At 35.9% G+C, this 13751-nt stretch carries 22 protein-coding genes; 5 read left to right on the forward strand and 17 right to left on the reverse strand.

Going from position 1 to position 13751, the window contains the following annotated elements; genetic code table 11:
- Nucleotides 1-25 precede the first annotated feature (25 nt).
- A complete protein-coding gene (locus tag MKY27_RS09425; protein WP_339194602.1) occupies nucleotides 26-577 on the reverse strand; it encodes a GNAT family protein in 552 nt (183 codons plus the stop codon).
- 26 nt (nucleotides 578-603) lie between these two features.
- Complete coding sequence (locus MKY27_RS09430) at nucleotides 604-1143, reverse strand: AAA family ATPase (protein ID WP_339194604.1); 540 nt, start codon at nucleotides 1141-1143, stop codon at nucleotides 604-606.
- 100 nt (nucleotides 1144-1243) lie between these two features.
- Here MKY27_RS09430 and MKY27_RS09435 point away from each other — a divergent pair, with 100 nt between their 5' ends.
- From MKY27_RS09435 to MKY27_RS09445, 3 genes are all read left to right on the forward strand, one after another.
- Nucleotides 1244-1363: a DinB family protein gene (locus tag MKY27_RS09435; RefSeq protein ID WP_339194607.1), complete on the forward strand. Its 120-nt coding sequence runs from the start codon at nucleotides 1244-1246 to the stop codon at nucleotides 1361-1363.
- A 115-nt stretch (nucleotides 1364-1478) separates the two neighbouring features.
- On the forward strand, nucleotides 1479-1715 hold the full coding sequence (locus MKY27_RS09440) for a DinB family protein (RefSeq protein ID WP_339194611.1): 237 nt from the start codon (nucleotides 1479-1481) through the stop codon (nucleotides 1713-1715).
- A gap of 125 nt (nucleotides 1716-1840) precedes the next feature.
- On the forward strand, nucleotides 1841-2113 hold the full coding sequence (locus tag MKY27_RS09445) for a YesK family protein (protein WP_339171377.1): 273 nt from the start codon (nucleotides 1841-1843) through the stop codon (nucleotides 2111-2113).
- A 100-nt stretch (nucleotides 2114-2213) separates the two neighbouring features.
- Here MKY27_RS09445 and MKY27_RS09450 read toward each other — a convergent pair whose 3' ends face one another.
- The 3 genes from MKY27_RS09450 to MKY27_RS09460 all read right to left on the reverse strand — a co-directional run bounded on the left by MKY27_RS09450 (nucleotide 2214) and on the right by MKY27_RS09460 (nucleotide 3517).
- Entirely contained in the window at nucleotides 2214-3047 is an 834-nt protein-coding gene (locus tag MKY27_RS09450) for a hypothetical protein (protein WP_339194612.1), read from the reverse strand.
- Nucleotides 3048-3135: 88 nt separating this feature from the next.
- A complete protein-coding gene (locus MKY27_RS09455) occupies nucleotides 3136-3336 on the reverse strand; it encodes a phosphate starvation-inducible protein PhoH (RefSeq protein ID WP_339194613.1) in 201 nt (66 codons plus the stop codon).
- 55 nt (nucleotides 3337-3391) lie between these two features.
- Nucleotides 3392-3517, reverse strand: a complete 126-nt coding sequence (locus MKY27_RS09460; protein ID WP_339194615.1) for a hypothetical protein — start codon at nucleotides 3515-3517, stop codon at nucleotides 3392-3394.
- Between the two features lie 166 nt (nucleotides 3518-3683).
- On the opposite strand from MKY27_RS09460, the gene MKY27_RS09465 reads away from it, so the two are divergent.
- Complete coding sequence (locus MKY27_RS09465; RefSeq protein WP_339194617.1) at nucleotides 3684-4181, forward strand: histone acetyltransferase; 498 nt, start codon at nucleotides 3684-3686, stop codon at nucleotides 4179-4181.
- 42 nt (nucleotides 4182-4223) lie between these two features.
- Here the strand turns inward: MKY27_RS09465 and MKY27_RS09470 are convergent, their stop codons facing one another.
- The 12 genes from MKY27_RS09470 to MKY27_RS09525 all read right to left on the reverse strand — a co-directional run bounded on the left by MKY27_RS09470 (nucleotide 4224) and on the right by MKY27_RS09525 (nucleotide 12675).
- The gene (locus MKY27_RS09470; protein WP_339194621.1) at nucleotides 4224-6023 is read right to left on the reverse strand and encodes a prolyl oligopeptidase family serine peptidase; all 1800 of its coding nucleotides are present in this window, start codon (nucleotides 6021-6023) and stop codon (nucleotides 4224-4226) included.
- Nucleotides 6024-6195: 172 nt separating this feature from the next.
- The gene (locus MKY27_RS09475) at nucleotides 6196-6801 is read right to left on the reverse strand and encodes an ABC-2 transporter permease (RefSeq protein WP_339194624.1); all 606 of its coding nucleotides are present in this window, start codon (nucleotides 6799-6801) and stop codon (nucleotides 6196-6198) included.
- Nucleotides 6794-7660, reverse strand: a complete 867-nt coding sequence (locus MKY27_RS09480) for an ABC transporter ATP-binding protein (protein WP_339194626.1) — start codon at nucleotides 7658-7660, stop codon at nucleotides 6794-6796. The genes MKY27_RS09475 and MKY27_RS09480 overlap by 8 nt, the downstream gene beginning before the upstream one ends.
- 5 nt (nucleotides 7661-7665) lie before the next feature.
- Nucleotides 7666-8037, reverse strand: coding sequence for a GntR family transcriptional regulator (locus MKY27_RS09485; protein ID WP_339171394.1), 372 nt, complete (start codon nucleotides 8035-8037; stop codon nucleotides 7666-7668).
- Between the two features lie 322 nt (nucleotides 8038-8359).
- Entirely contained in the window at nucleotides 8360-9130 is a 771-nt protein-coding gene (locus MKY27_RS09490; protein ID WP_339194628.1) for a hypothetical protein, read from the reverse strand.
- Between the two features lie 150 nt (nucleotides 9131-9280).
- Entirely contained in the window at nucleotides 9281-9670 is a 390-nt protein-coding gene (locus tag MKY27_RS09495) for a DUF2500 domain-containing protein (protein ID WP_339194630.1), read from the reverse strand.
- Nucleotides 9671-9834: 164 nt separating this feature from the next.
- Nucleotides 9835-10404, reverse strand: coding sequence for an RNA 2',3'-cyclic phosphodiesterase (thpR, locus tag MKY27_RS09500; protein WP_339194633.1), 570 nt, complete (start codon nucleotides 10402-10404; stop codon nucleotides 9835-9837).
- 61 nt (nucleotides 10405-10465) lie between these two features.
- Nucleotides 10466-10807: a hypothetical protein gene (locus tag MKY27_RS09505; RefSeq protein WP_339194635.1), complete on the reverse strand. Its 342-nt coding sequence runs from the start codon at nucleotides 10805-10807 to the stop codon at nucleotides 10466-10468.
- 29 nt (nucleotides 10808-10836) lie between these two features.
- On the reverse strand, nucleotides 10837-11127 hold the full coding sequence (locus tag MKY27_RS09510; protein ID WP_339194639.1) for a hypothetical protein: 291 nt from the start codon (nucleotides 11125-11127) through the stop codon (nucleotides 10837-10839).
- A gap of 319 nt (nucleotides 11128-11446) precedes the next feature.
- Nucleotides 11447-11818, reverse strand: coding sequence for a hypothetical protein (locus tag MKY27_RS09515; protein ID WP_339171407.1), 372 nt, complete (start codon nucleotides 11816-11818; stop codon nucleotides 11447-11449).
- Entirely contained in the window at nucleotides 11815-12018 is a 204-nt protein-coding gene (locus MKY27_RS09520; protein ID WP_339176605.1) for a helix-turn-helix transcriptional regulator, read from the reverse strand. Before MKY27_RS09520 ends, MKY27_RS09515 begins: the two co-directional genes overlap by 4 nt.
- Nucleotides 12019-12195: 177 nt before the next feature.
- Nucleotides 12196-12675 carry a nucleoside deaminase gene (locus MKY27_RS09525; RefSeq protein ID WP_339171409.1) on the reverse strand — a complete coding sequence of 160 codons (480 nt, stop codon included), beginning with the start codon at nucleotides 12673-12675 and terminating at the stop codon, nucleotides 12196-12198.
- 190 nt (nucleotides 12676-12865) lie between these two features.
- Between MKY27_RS09525 and pdxS the strand changes: the two genes are divergently transcribed.
- Nucleotides 12866-13750, forward strand: a complete 885-nt coding sequence (gene pdxS, locus MKY27_RS09530; protein ID WP_339194642.1) for a pyridoxal 5'-phosphate synthase lyase subunit PdxS — start codon at nucleotides 12866-12868, stop codon at nucleotides 13748-13750.
- Nucleotide 13751: the final 1 nt, after the last annotated feature.

Raw genomic sequence — 13751 nt, forward strand, 5'->3', positions numbered from 1 at the left:
GCACTCACTCCAGTTACTTCTTTTACTACGAGTTTATATAGTAAATGAGATGATCAGTCCACTCGTCAAATTCATAAATAAAGCCTTTTCTTATACATTCAAATTGCAGTCCAACACTTTCTGCTAATTTAATCGAAGGGAAGTTATCCAGATTTATATGTGCTTCAATCCGATGGTAATTCAGTTTATTAAAGGCAAGTGTTATCGCAGCCTTTACAGCTTCCTTGCCATATCCTTGCAACCAATATTGGTTGTGGATGGTATAACCAAATCTTGCCCATTGAAATTCATCCCTTAACATTGTGGAAAAATCTACTGAACCAATATGCGCAAGGTCCTCTTTTCGGAAAATCCCAAATACATAAACTTTATCATCTGAAGCAAGCCTTTGATGTCGATCTACCAAATCTCCAAACCAATCTTTTGTACAAATGCTCATATCAATCTTACCTTCATCATATTGATGTTGGGATGGTAATCTATTTTCAAAAGCGGATAACCACGATAGGTAGTCTTCTTTCTCAAGGGGTCTTATTAAGAGTCGATCCGTTTCTATGGAGACATTAAATTTTTTCAAATTATCACACCTACTTTTATCTACTTTTACGATTCTAATTTATATTTTTCATTACTTATCGTTTCATTAATCAAAAATGAAATTTCATCAGGGGAATTATTGCTTGTATCCAAAATGTGTTGTTCATTTAATCCTGATTCAATGAACTCATCAACTAAAATCACACATCGTTCGCCCATTCTAGCGCCTGGCATCCTCATATTATCCCTGGTCAATAAAGTCTCCTTATCCGTCCATAAAACAATATAAATAACCTCGACATTTAAACTTTTTAGATTTTTGCTAACCCAGTCTGCCTCTTTAGGAAAGGTTACATAGTCAATGATGACGTCTATGCCGTGCTTAATAAAGTTCTTTGTCAAACTCAATATGTTATCCCAAATCAATACTTCTTCCGATCGTTCCCACGGATTTTTTCTCCCGTTTATGTGCATATGGCTAATATCATCGCCAGATATATAGGCACTGTTTTTAATTTTTTTGGCCAATTCTTTTGAAGTAGTGGATTTCCCTACTCCTGCAGGGCCGGAAATAATGTAGACCTTATTTAAAATATTTTTATTCATTCATTCAACTCCTTATTTGAAATGCAACCTTCACCACTATTTCCCAATAAACCCATTTAAGTTATAATTTGTTTACTATTCTACTAGAATGAGGTGCAAAATGTTATCTTTATTTAAATATAATTGGCAAGTACGGGAAGAATGGTTCAAATGGTGTGAATCTTTATCTGAAGAAGAATTTTATAAAGAGCGCATTGGGGGATATGAAAAGTATTCGTGAAACACTTATCCATATAATAGACTGTGAGTTGCTTTGGTTGAATTCATTAGTTGAGGGAAAAGTAGCTTTTGAAGGGCGTTAAATCCTTACTCATTTGAGTGAAATCAAAGAATATTTGAGTTTTGTCCAATCGTTAACTGAACAGTTTATTGAACAACTCCCTTCAGACTATGAGTTCAAAATAATAGAAGTACAGCGACGGGACGGTTCACTATTAGAGTTTACACAGAAAAAGATTCTCGCCCATATGATAACGCATGAAATTCATCACATCGGTCAGCTGTCCATTTGGGCGAGAGAAATCCAGCGAAAGCCGATTTCTTCGGATTTAATTATAAGACATTTCGAGTAATCAATAGTCAGCAATTTCCTAATGCCCTTAAATAATTGGAAAATTTATGTTAAGGTTTTTACAGAAGTGTTTTAAGTATATAACAGTCATGTTGGTTCGCGGAAAACATAATAGGAGGTAATTAAGTGGATGCTTTAATGTTGGACGGTTGGACTCCGTTAATATTGTTAGGAATTTTGTTTGCATTTATGATGTTTTTCATTGCCCGTAAAGTTTCAAAAAAAGTTTTGCTTTTAACCTCTGCTGTAATGACTCTACTTTGTTTCGGATTAATCCTCTTCAGCATATTGGTTGTCGGTGGTTGGGAAGGTATGGGTCTAGGCTTCTTTGCATTTACTATTTTTGTAGGCGTTTGGATAGGTACGCTTTTTGGGATTATTTTCAAGAACACGAAGTAAGGGTTTTAGTCGAATAGGCAGATTGAACGCTCAGGAATTATAAAATCTGAGCGTTTTTTATATTCTCTACTGCCATATTACCACTGACTTATATTTGAAATTACATTACCAAATCTATAATTTCTTTTACCCACTCGGGGTTCTCGTCGACGCCGTATTGCTCACATAATTGCCTATGAACTTGAATAAATTCTGGAATGATATTTTTCATGACAGTTAAAATTTCTTCTTGTTCCCTACTAGAGTGCCATTGAATTAACAGTGATAATTGCCGTTCACTTAATTTGCTTCTATCTCCTTCTAATTTCGCCCAATCCCCAAAGGTATTTGGTTGTATGCCTGCTTCCATATACCAGCCGGTTATCATGGATAATCTTAAATTATCTAAATTGTGTAGTGCATAATAGATCTCTTTTCTCATCACTCTTCTATATGCTTCATGAAGATAAGCAAAAAATTTTGTTCTCCAATGCTCTATTTCTAAAATTGTTGGGCTATACGTTAATCCAGCTGATTTTGTTAATACACCATGGATCAAACCTGTTGGATCATGGACAATTTTTAATTTTTGAGTCCAGATAGATGGCTTCATATGCTCTGTTTTATAATAAAAGCTGTCCACTTTTATAAATGACCTGTAATGTGCCGTACTGTAATTTGCCCAATGAAAGTCTTCATAGAAAAGTACATTTCCCCAGTTACTGGCCCGTTGCTTTTTGTTCAACCTATATTCCTCATAAACTTCATCTTTTACAACAATACGGAGATCGATATCAGAATATAAATCCGTTTCCTCATTCCCTATGGATCCTCCATAAAAAACGGCCAACACGTTCTCGTCTTTAATCAGATCAAGTTCGATTGTATCCATTAGTTCCTGACGATGCTTTGTAAGCAAAATATCTCGTTCTTTATTTTTAGTTTCTAATCCCACACATATAAAACAGCTCCTTCGTTTATACATCCTCTTATTATCATTCGAAACAAGGGCTCGATTACCCTCTTTTTATATAGTGAAGATTTTACAGCAATCGAGGCATTAGCCACCATGCTACTAAGTAAATGCTCAATACGCCCCACGCAACAGTTATTAATATCCATCTAAGGATTATTGGTGTAGCTGTACTATCATGAATTTTATCTTTCAAACTTCTCATTTTGATTGCACAAACAACCAGTCCGGTAATGATGAGTACAATAACCAGGATTGATAATGCATCCATAATTTAACCTCCATTCATTTTTATTGAAATATAGGAATTTTCTTTTAGATAAAATTCAGAGCCAGTCCTTCACATATGCAATTACACCTAAAACAGCACCTACTGCTCCACCAATGAAAACAGGAATAACATAGCTAGATTTATTCTTTTTGTCATTACGCAACTTATTATTTAGAGTCATATTCATTCCTCCTTAAGATATCTATACGAATAAAATTGGTAAATGTTTCAACTTTTTATATTTGCAAGTAATATCAGGGATAGCTAATGTCCCCCTATTCCTTTTAAAGGATTTCACTAAATTATATAGAAGTAGTTGTAGAAGTACATTAAGTAAGGTGGTAATTATGAAAAGATGGCTTTGGGTAACATTAATTGGTGTCATTTTTGCTGGTTGGTTTATTTTAGACCTTTGGCAAGAGCATAGTAGATATGAAGTGTTAAAAGGGATTATGAGTAGTGAGACTCATATTGATACTATTTCAGTAATAGATCGCAAAGCAAATGAAGAATTGTTAACCTTTACGAAATCGGATGCAGCTTTTACTCCTATGGTAGAAATGTATAGGTACCCCTATGTACAGTTGGAGCGACCTGATCATAAAATTCTTAAAGAAGAGCCGATATTCGATATCGAATATAAACAGGAAAGTGAAGTTAAATATGCAGTAAGAGTTCATCAATTGGATAGTATGCCTACACTGGAAAGACAGTTAGAAGACCGCTATATTTATTCCCCGGAAAATAATAATAAATTTTATATTTTTGGAGTCAAAGAAAACGACCAGCTACTAGTCGTGAACGAAGGGTTTCAATCACTATTGGATATGCTTATTTCAAAGTAAAACAGCGACAATCACTCTTGTATAGTGGTTGTCGCTGATTCATTAGGCTTTCACTTTAGACGTTGCAAATTGACTAAAGAATGAAAGGATTTTTTGGTAAACAGCAATTTCATTTTCTTTTTTAGAGAATCCATGACCTTCGTCTTCAAGAAGCATATATTCAACTTCACGACCTTTATCTTTCAACGCCTGCACAATTTGATCCGACTCTTCTTTTACAACGCGCGGATCATTTGCTCCTTGAATAACGAGCATTGGTTTTGTCATCGTCTCTAAATACGTGATCGGAGAATATTCAATGAATTTTTCTTTGTCTCGTTCTGGATTTCCTACCCACTGATCCATCATCGGTTTCCAGTCTTCCGGAACTGAATTGACGAATGAAAACAAATCCGACGGTCCAAAAATATCGACTACCGCTTTGAAATATTCTGCATGTCGCCCGTGAAGTAATAAGGCCATATAGCCACCATAGCTGCCGCCCATCAATAATATATTCCCTTTTTCTGCATAGCCGTTATCAATAAGCCAATCGAGACCTGCGACATTATCAAGACGTGGACCATATCCCCAATCTCCGTCCACCATTTTCGTGAATGCTAATCCATAACCTGTAGACCCACGGAAATTTGGCGCAAATATACTATAGCCATTATTTAAAAAGAATTGAAACGATGCCCTGAAGAATTTTCGCTCTGCAGCTTGAGGACCGCCATGTGGCCAAAAGATGATTTCCCCGTTATCATTTTCCTTTTTCGCCTTGAAGAATAGTGATTCAATTGCCAGCCCATCAAAAGATGTATACGTAATTACTTCAGGCTCCACTAATTCGCTTTGATCGACACCCGGAACCGCATATTGCGTAAGAGAAGTCCAATCATTTTCTGTAAATCGGTAAATATTATCCGGTTTAGTAGCAGTACCGCCTAACAAATATAAATTTCCTGTTTTCGTGACAATCAGCTTATCAATCGTACTACATGGCGTTTGTATTTTCTCCCACTCATCCGATGACAAATCATACATATATACTGTATCTTCTACACCTTTTTCACTAACAATATAAAGGCGTTGATTGTGCTTGTCATATTTCAGGGTAGTGAAGCCTTCATTCTCTACCTCTTTAATTTTAGTAAATTCATCCGTTTCCAAATTATACGATGCTAAGTATGTAAAATCTGCGTTGTAGTCTGTTAATAAATAAACAAGATTATCTGTTGCAAAACATGCATCACTAACCGTGTGCTGAGAATCGGTAGCCGGTGTCAGCAAAATATGATCATTCCCCCGTTTTGCATACAACAGTGTATGTGTATTTGAATACGCCGTCATATAAAGGAGCGTTTCTTCATTAGAGCTTAAACCAACTGTTAATGTAGGTGTCGCTTTACCTTCTAAAACCAATTCTTCCTCCCCTGTTTCCAGGTCATATTTATAAGTATTCAAAAAAGAAGGATTTCCTTTTGAAGAAGTGTAATAAAGGCTATTCCCGTCTTCTGAAAGAATCATTCCAGTATTGCGCGTTCCTTCTTCCCGAATAATTGGCTGTAATGTACCACCATGAAGAGGCAGACCGAAGAACTGCGTATTTTCATCGCCATCGTGATCAAAACCAGCAAGGATAAATCGTCCTTGTTTATCATACAAAAGACCCTGACAGCTCTGGTTATTGAATGTCAACTGTGTTGGAAATGTACTTGGCAGATTCATTGCCCATAAGTTATACTTTCCGCTTAAATTTGTACTGAAAACGAGTTGTTTTTCATCTGGACTGACCGCAAAATCCCTTATTGAAAATGTACGTAAAAACTGCTCTGCCCCTGGTTTAGGAAATGAAACCATATTGATACTCCCCCTTATTATAAAAAACTGAATTATTACTAAATTACCATAAATATACTATTATTGAAACAAATAAGTAATTCATTAAAAGAAAAAGCAAACCCGCACGATGCGAAGTTTGCTCTTTGAATAGCTACATATATTTATATACTAGATGGAGTGTTATCTTTATTTAAAACGCCTTTCGCTGATAAATGCTGTTTGTTACCAACCAGGAACCGACATAGATTGTGATGACGATTATTGTTGCGCCTGTATATAAAGCAGGGTTAGATAAATTAACAATAAAATCCTTGATCACAGTCAATTGTTCAGCTAAAAATAACACAATAGATGGTCCGACCGCTGCTAAAAGGAGAAAACTAATCAATACAGTCGGAAAAATATAACCTGGCTTAAATAAATAAAATAATGGGAAGGTAAATGAAGCAAATACTAAAAATAAACTACAACCAATCGCAATATGTGTAAGTGTAAAAGGTTTATTGAAAACAAATAATGTGAGACTTGTCACACCGATTGCTAACACCATATAGATCACAGCACCGATATAGCGGGATGCGATAATTTCCGAGCGTGTATAAGGTAAGGAATTTAATAAGATGTTCGTTTCAACTTTTTCATCGTAAGCATATGTGTTAAAGGGAATCAGAATACTGGCAACGAGAAAAATCATAGCAGGATTTGCTTCCATGAAAATAAAGAAAATGACAAAAGGTACAAAAAGTAATAGCTGTTTTTTCTGTAATATTACATCACGCCTAATCAGATTAAACATGCTGCATTCCTCCTTTCATGTAATACATGATCTCTTCCAGAGAGGCCTGATCAATGGCGACGGTGTCTCCGAAAATTTTTTGTACTCCTTTGATATTATCCGTTAATGCTTCAAATCCTGTTAATGCACGATGAACATGAATAAATGCCTGTTCAGTGTCTCGGTCCAGAAGTTCCAATCTCCCTTTAACAAGTGCATAATTTTCAACTACATCGAGAATAGACTGATTGAATAGTAATTCACCCTTCTGAATAAGCGCAATATAATCTGCAATACGGTCTAAATCGGACGTAATATGTGTGGAGAAGAAAATGGTACGATCTCCATCCACCATTAATTCCTGTAATAGATCCAACAGCTCTCGTCTAAAAATGGGATCTAATCCTGCTGTTGGCTCGTCCATAATGATAAGCTCCGCATGATGGGATAATGCGATTGCCAATGATGCCTTCATTTGCATTCCTTTTGAAAAAGTCTTTATTTGTTTATTCAGCGGTAATTCAAATTTTTCCAAGTATTGATTAAATAGTGCGTCATCCCAGCGTTTATATGCAGGGCCTACAATGCGTTTAATATCTTTTAAGTTCAGCCCTTCAAAAAACACATTGCCATCGTAAACAAATCCAATGCGCTCTTTAATCGCCTTCTCGTGTTTCATGTAATCCAATCCGAAAATCTTAATTTCCCCGACATCCGGTCTTAATAGATTCATCATCATTTTAATCGTTGTCGATTTACCTGCACCATTTGCTCCAATAAATCCTGTTATAAAGCCTTTCTTCACTTCTAAATTTAAATTTTTTACAGTAAAATCTTTAAATTTCTTCGAGACATTTGTAAGTTCAACAACATTCTCCATTCAAATCACTCCTCATATAAGATTTTTAATAAGTCTTGTAATTCTTCAAGCGAGAGACCAATTTCTTTGCTATTCATGATGACCGAGCTCATTTGTTCCTCAATGACTTTCAATTTCTTTTCTTTTATAACTTCTAAATTTTGCTCTGCAACAAAGGAACCTTTTCCAACAATGGAATAGATAAATCCCGCTTTTTCCAATTCCTCGTAAGCCCGCTTCGTTGTGATAACACTAATTTGCAGTTCTTTGGCCAGATTACGCATGGAAGGTATTGCTGCACCCTCCTGAAGTTCACCTGATAAAATAGCGGATTTAATCTGATTCGTAATTTGTTCATAAATGGGTTCTTTTGAAGTGTTTGAAATAATTATTTGCATGCCAATCCCTCATTTTTACATATTAAAATCGTGTTCTTCATTACTTGTTTTAACAGTTAAGCTGTCATATAAAATGGCAGTAAAACATCCAAATAATCACAAACCTTTTATATAATGTGTATATACTATAATCACATTATATACACATTAACAATATTTGTTCAACCATTTTTTGTAAAGTTATTATGTTTATGTCAAATAAAGTTTTAGTTCCTATGTAAATATATCAGGTTAATAAAATGCAAAAAGAGTAAAACAGGGTGCTGTTTTACTCTTTCGCTTATATTTCTATATAAATTTTCCACCTTATTCGATCTTTATATTATTTAAATTTCACAATCCAAGGTAATGTTTGTTCACCAAAATCAGTCATCGCAAATAAATATTCTTCCTTTTGCCATTTCGCCATTGTACCGGATTGTTCGACATCGACATGTAAATAACCGTAATCTTTTGGTACTGGAAGCATATTCGTTTCTAAAAACTCAACTGTTTCTTTCGCTAAAGCTAAGCTCTCTTCGGCTTTTTCCGTCAAGGACCGCGCAATAATTGCCCAACGTCCTTCATTCCAGCTTGTAAATAAAGAGCCCGCCCCGGCATCTTGATATCCTGTAATTCCATAGCCTAAATCGACAGCTTGTCCACTATCGAAAACGGTTTGGTCAATCTCTTTGCCCGCCAATTCTTTTGAGTCGTATTTAGTAATTGTTACTTGTCCAATGTAAGTTCCATCTTGCTCAATGGCCTTATCGTTTATCGCCAGTTTTTCTGATGTTTCATAGAAATTAAATGTTATGACATCATTATCAATCTTAGTTATGGCAGTTAAAAAGCTGCCCTCTGAAACGGGAAATTCGGTAGGCATTTCGACATCCCAATCATTTGGAATAATACTTTGAAAATCTTCTGTAGTTGAAGTATCTTCTGCCGGTTGATTTGAATCCGCTTCTTCCTTACTCGGAGTATTTGTTGAATCTACTTCACTAGACTTTGAATCAGTTGCAAAGTCTGGATCGGCTGTTGCACTATTATTTGTCTCCTCACATGCTGCTAATAGAAAAAGGCTCAAGACAAATGGCATATATTTTTTCAAGTTCTCACTCCTAATATTTGACTTGTATAAAGTATCATACATTTTTCAAATTATATGTTCAAATGATGGGTAGCAAATAACCAGATAAAACAGCGCTGGTTCCATTACAGAAACGCGCTGTTTTTGGCGAGCCTTATAAAGTTGCGGAAATTACACCCGACTAAAATCAAGATATCTTGTACCTTGGAAAGTTAACTTGCCAATATCCCCTTCTGCTAGCATACCGTACTCTTTCCCGGATACATGAAACTCCGACCGGTCACCACTCTCGAACTCAAATGTAATGAAGTAATTTGTAGAGGTACTGTGCGAATGATGGTTATTCTCATGATGGTGATGGGTATGTCTCGTTACATTTGTTCGTTTAACTTTTACGATGGCCGGAACTGTTAGCCGAGGTGAGTTCTCATTTTTCTTCCATTGCTTGAAACTACTGAATAGCATCCCAATTATTGAGATAAATATGATAATAAAAATAAGTGCGAGAAATATTGGTCCGAAGTTAAATAACCAATCCCCACTTCCTGGCATGTCATACATGAAATTCCCCCCTTGCTCTGTTAATTAAATTATACGGATAAATTGGAAAAAAGTTTCAGGTTGACGATGGAATCCACTAGACATCTCAATCTCCCCAACAAAAAACGAGCGCTGATTCTTTCTAAAGAATCGCACCCGCGCACTAATACACTTGAAAATGAACATCATTCTTCTAAATAAATCGACGCAATCGGTTCATATTTCGGTGTATTTTCTATATTTGATTTATATAAGACGATTTCATTTACTTTAAAAGATAAAGGCTTTTCTTTAAAAGGATTTCGCGTGCTTAAGTTGTCTACTAGAAAATCTTCATTAACTCCCCATTTTCGGGCGAATGTAATATGTGGATGATATGGACGTGTTTCTAACTTAAAGCCTTCAGCAAGACAAGTTTGATGGACAATTTCCTGTATTTTATATAAAGCATCTGCTTCACTTACTGCTCCCCAAAATATACGAGGTGATTTTTCAGCTCCAAAAACACCCAAACCTTTGATGTCGAGCATAAAAGCTTTTTGATTCTTTATAGATTCCCCTACTGATTCAATAACTGATGTAAGTTGCTTTTGATTTACAGCTCCAAGGAATGCAAGTGTTATATGATAATCATTTAAATCAACCCATCGCTTAAACTGGAATACAGGTTTAATTCTATTCAGTTCCTCATACATGGTTTGTTTGACTTCATCCGGAATCCGAACCGCCCAAAAATAGTGTGCCACTCTCTCCATTTTCTTCACCTCTTTCTGCAACAGAATTGACAGTATAAAAAGAATCAATACTTATTTAAAATTACATATTTCCAATCGGAATCGAAAAGCTGAAGAAAATAAAATTTATAGAAGTTAACAGTAAAGCAACTATGACATATAATCGACTGTTCTTTACCTCAAAAATTATGGCAGCCAGCCCAGCAAATATTAAATAAATCCAGCATGCATTCCAAAGTAAATCGACAAACTCAGTTGGAACATAGGTAAAAATTCCGCCTATAAAAGATATCCACACAATTAATGTACAGATTAGAAAAATAAGCGTTAATTTAGTCGGTTTTAAACTGTCATTTTCAACATAGATAAAGATAATGATCATACTTATAATATTAAGAATGATTAAAGTGAATACCGTCGACAATACATCCTCCCCTTAATTGGTGCTTAATATTAGCAGATACTCGCTTCGATCATCTCAATTTTGCCGTGTTGATTTACACTGTCTACCCCGCGTTCGCAGTTATCTTTTATTTCCCACTCAATAAAGTACTTATTATTTTTCAATTCAACCGATCGTATTTCCGTTTGACCATTCTGGTTAATGTGATTTTCCAAGACCCTTTGCTTTGCTTCGTCTTCAGTAATGACGTTTTGAATCGATGAACATCCGCCTAATAATAAGACTGCCATTACTAAAAAAAGTTCAAAAAATCTTTTAGTACCTGTTTGATTTGGTCTCATTTTACCCTCCCTTTTCAAATTGTTAAAAAAATAGACGCGTTCTTCTTAGAGAACTGCGCCAGATAATACACTCACTGTACCTTCCGTTTTGAAGAAGGCATTTTGCTAACTCTAACAGTAATGTACAATATTAAGCCAAATGCAATACCACCCAGTAGAATTAAACCTAACTCAGCAAATGCTATCACTGATAGAATCGTAATAATGACCCCTAATAGTATAAAGAAAAATATTTGCATTATGTTTTCCCCTTTCATTATCGGACTGTCTTATCCCAGTTTCATGTGACTCATATTATGTTTACATATGTACAGCTTCACTATATCCGTTTCGAGAAAAAAATCATTGTTAGAGGAATGGATGTTACCATAATACAAAATAAAATCGTTAAAACTTCTGTTGCAGTGTGCGTTTTAGCTACTGTAATAAATAGCAGTGTCATAGTTGCAAACAGCGTGAAATAGTTAACTGTCATACTTTTACCTATAATTTCTTTTGTACGCTCATCTTTAGGAAATAAATGTGGCGATAGATATGCCATCATTAACGAACTTGTTCCCAAGAAAAAAGTCATAATACCTACTGGAAAATCACCATTTGCAATATAAGGGTAATTAATATAAATACTTAATGGAACCATAATAATACCTAAAAATAAGTATGACAGTTGATTTTTTCGAGCTTCGTTCATTCAGTTTCCCCCTCATAAATAAATACATCTTCAATTTTACAATTAAAAATGTCTGCCAATTTAAATGCTAGAATAATCGACGGATTATACTTTTCTTTTTCTAATGAAATAATCGTTTGTCTAGAGACAGAAAGTTTTTCTGCCAACTGGTCTTGTGTCATACTGTGCTGAGCCCGTAAAACCTTAATATTATTTTTAATAAAAAACCCTCCCTATATGTAAAGCGAGTTTTACTTAAAGTAAAGTTTACTTTACATATATTTAATTTGCAAGTCCTCAATAAGTACCTTCTTTAATCATCACAAAATAAAAACAAGCGCTTATTCTATTTACAGAATCGCGCTTGCTTGCCACAAAATCATTTTATATTTTATTCATCATTTCATTTCGTGATGCTGACGATGAAGCTGGTGGACTATCTCTGCTAGTTCAGGAACAGGACCATCTACTATTGCATCATTAATAACTTCTTGAATGGACAGATTGCGTACACGTGAAGGTGCTTGTCCAAATTCTTCTAGCCATTTTGCCAATTGTTCAGATGAACTTGCATAAACAATTCGCCCTAAACCAACCCAACCGTGAGCAGCGGCGCACATCGGGCAATGTTCCCCTGAAGTATATACTGTCGCTCTGCGTCTTTCTTCAGGTTCCATATTATTTGCTGCCCAACGCGCTATTGCAAACTCGGGATGCTGTGTATGGTCACCGCCTGCTACATGATTATGATCTTCAAACAACACTTCTCCCTCAGCGGAAACAAGTACTGATCCAAATGGCTCGTCACCTTTTTCAAGTGCTATTCTTGCTAATTCCACACAACGATGTAAATGTTTCAAATCTATATTATTTATCAAATTTGTAACCTCCTTAACCTGTAATTAGAAAGCCTTTGCAATCACTATTATAACAGAATTATCAGACTGTTTTATGCCCATGGCTTTAGGTATCTACCCACTGACCCTAAAGATTCACAATAAATTGACTATTTTAATATGGTCAATTTTCATTATACTAAGAGTCATTACAGGAATGGAGGTTATTTACATGGTACAAGTTGGAACGAATCGAGTAAAACGAGGAATGGCAGAAATGCAAAAGGGCGGCGTAATTATGGACGTCATTAATGCAGAACAAGCAAAAATTGCGGAAGCAGCAGGTGCAGTAGCAGTAATGGCATTGGAACGTGTGCCTTCAGATATTCGAAAAGCTGGCGGTGTTGCCCGTATGGCGGATCCACGAATTGTTGAGGAAGTAATGAATGCCGTTACGATTCCGGTCATGGCAAAAGCACGAATTGGTCACATTGTAGAAGCACGTGTATTGGAGTCAATGGGTGTGGATTATATCGATGAAAGTGAAGTTTTAACTCCTGCTGATGAAGAATTCCATTTACTTAAGAGTGATTATACAGTGCCGTTTGTTTGTGGTTGCCGTGACTTAGGCGAAGCAGCTCGACGTATTGGTGAAGGAGCTTCGATGCTTCGTACGAAAGGTGAACCAGGTACAGGCAACATTGTGGAAGCAGTACGCCACCTTCGAAAAGTTAACGCCCAAGTTCGTCGCGTTGTCGGAATGAATGTGGACGAATTAATGACCGAGGCAAAAATTTTAGGTGCCCCATTTGAATTATTATTGGAAATTAAGCGTTTAGGACGTTTACCTGTTGTAAATTTTGCAGCTGGTGGCGTGGCAACACCTGCAGATGCCGCGTTAATGATGGAACTTGGTGCAGATGGTGTATTTGTTGGTTCCGGTATATTTAAATCAGAGAACCCAGAAAAATTTGCACGTGCCATCGTGGAAGCAACTACACATTATACGGACTACAAACTGATTGCAGAAATCTCGAAGGAACTTGGCACACCGATGAAAGGAATTGAAATAGCCTCATTGAGTGTTAATGAACGGATGCAGGAGCGTGGCTGGTAAA

The organism is Solibacillus sp. FSL R5-0449 (assembly GCF_037975215.1).
In the GTDB taxonomy this organism is placed as follows: Bacteria; Bacillota; Bacilli; order Bacillales_A; family Planococcaceae; genus Solibacillus.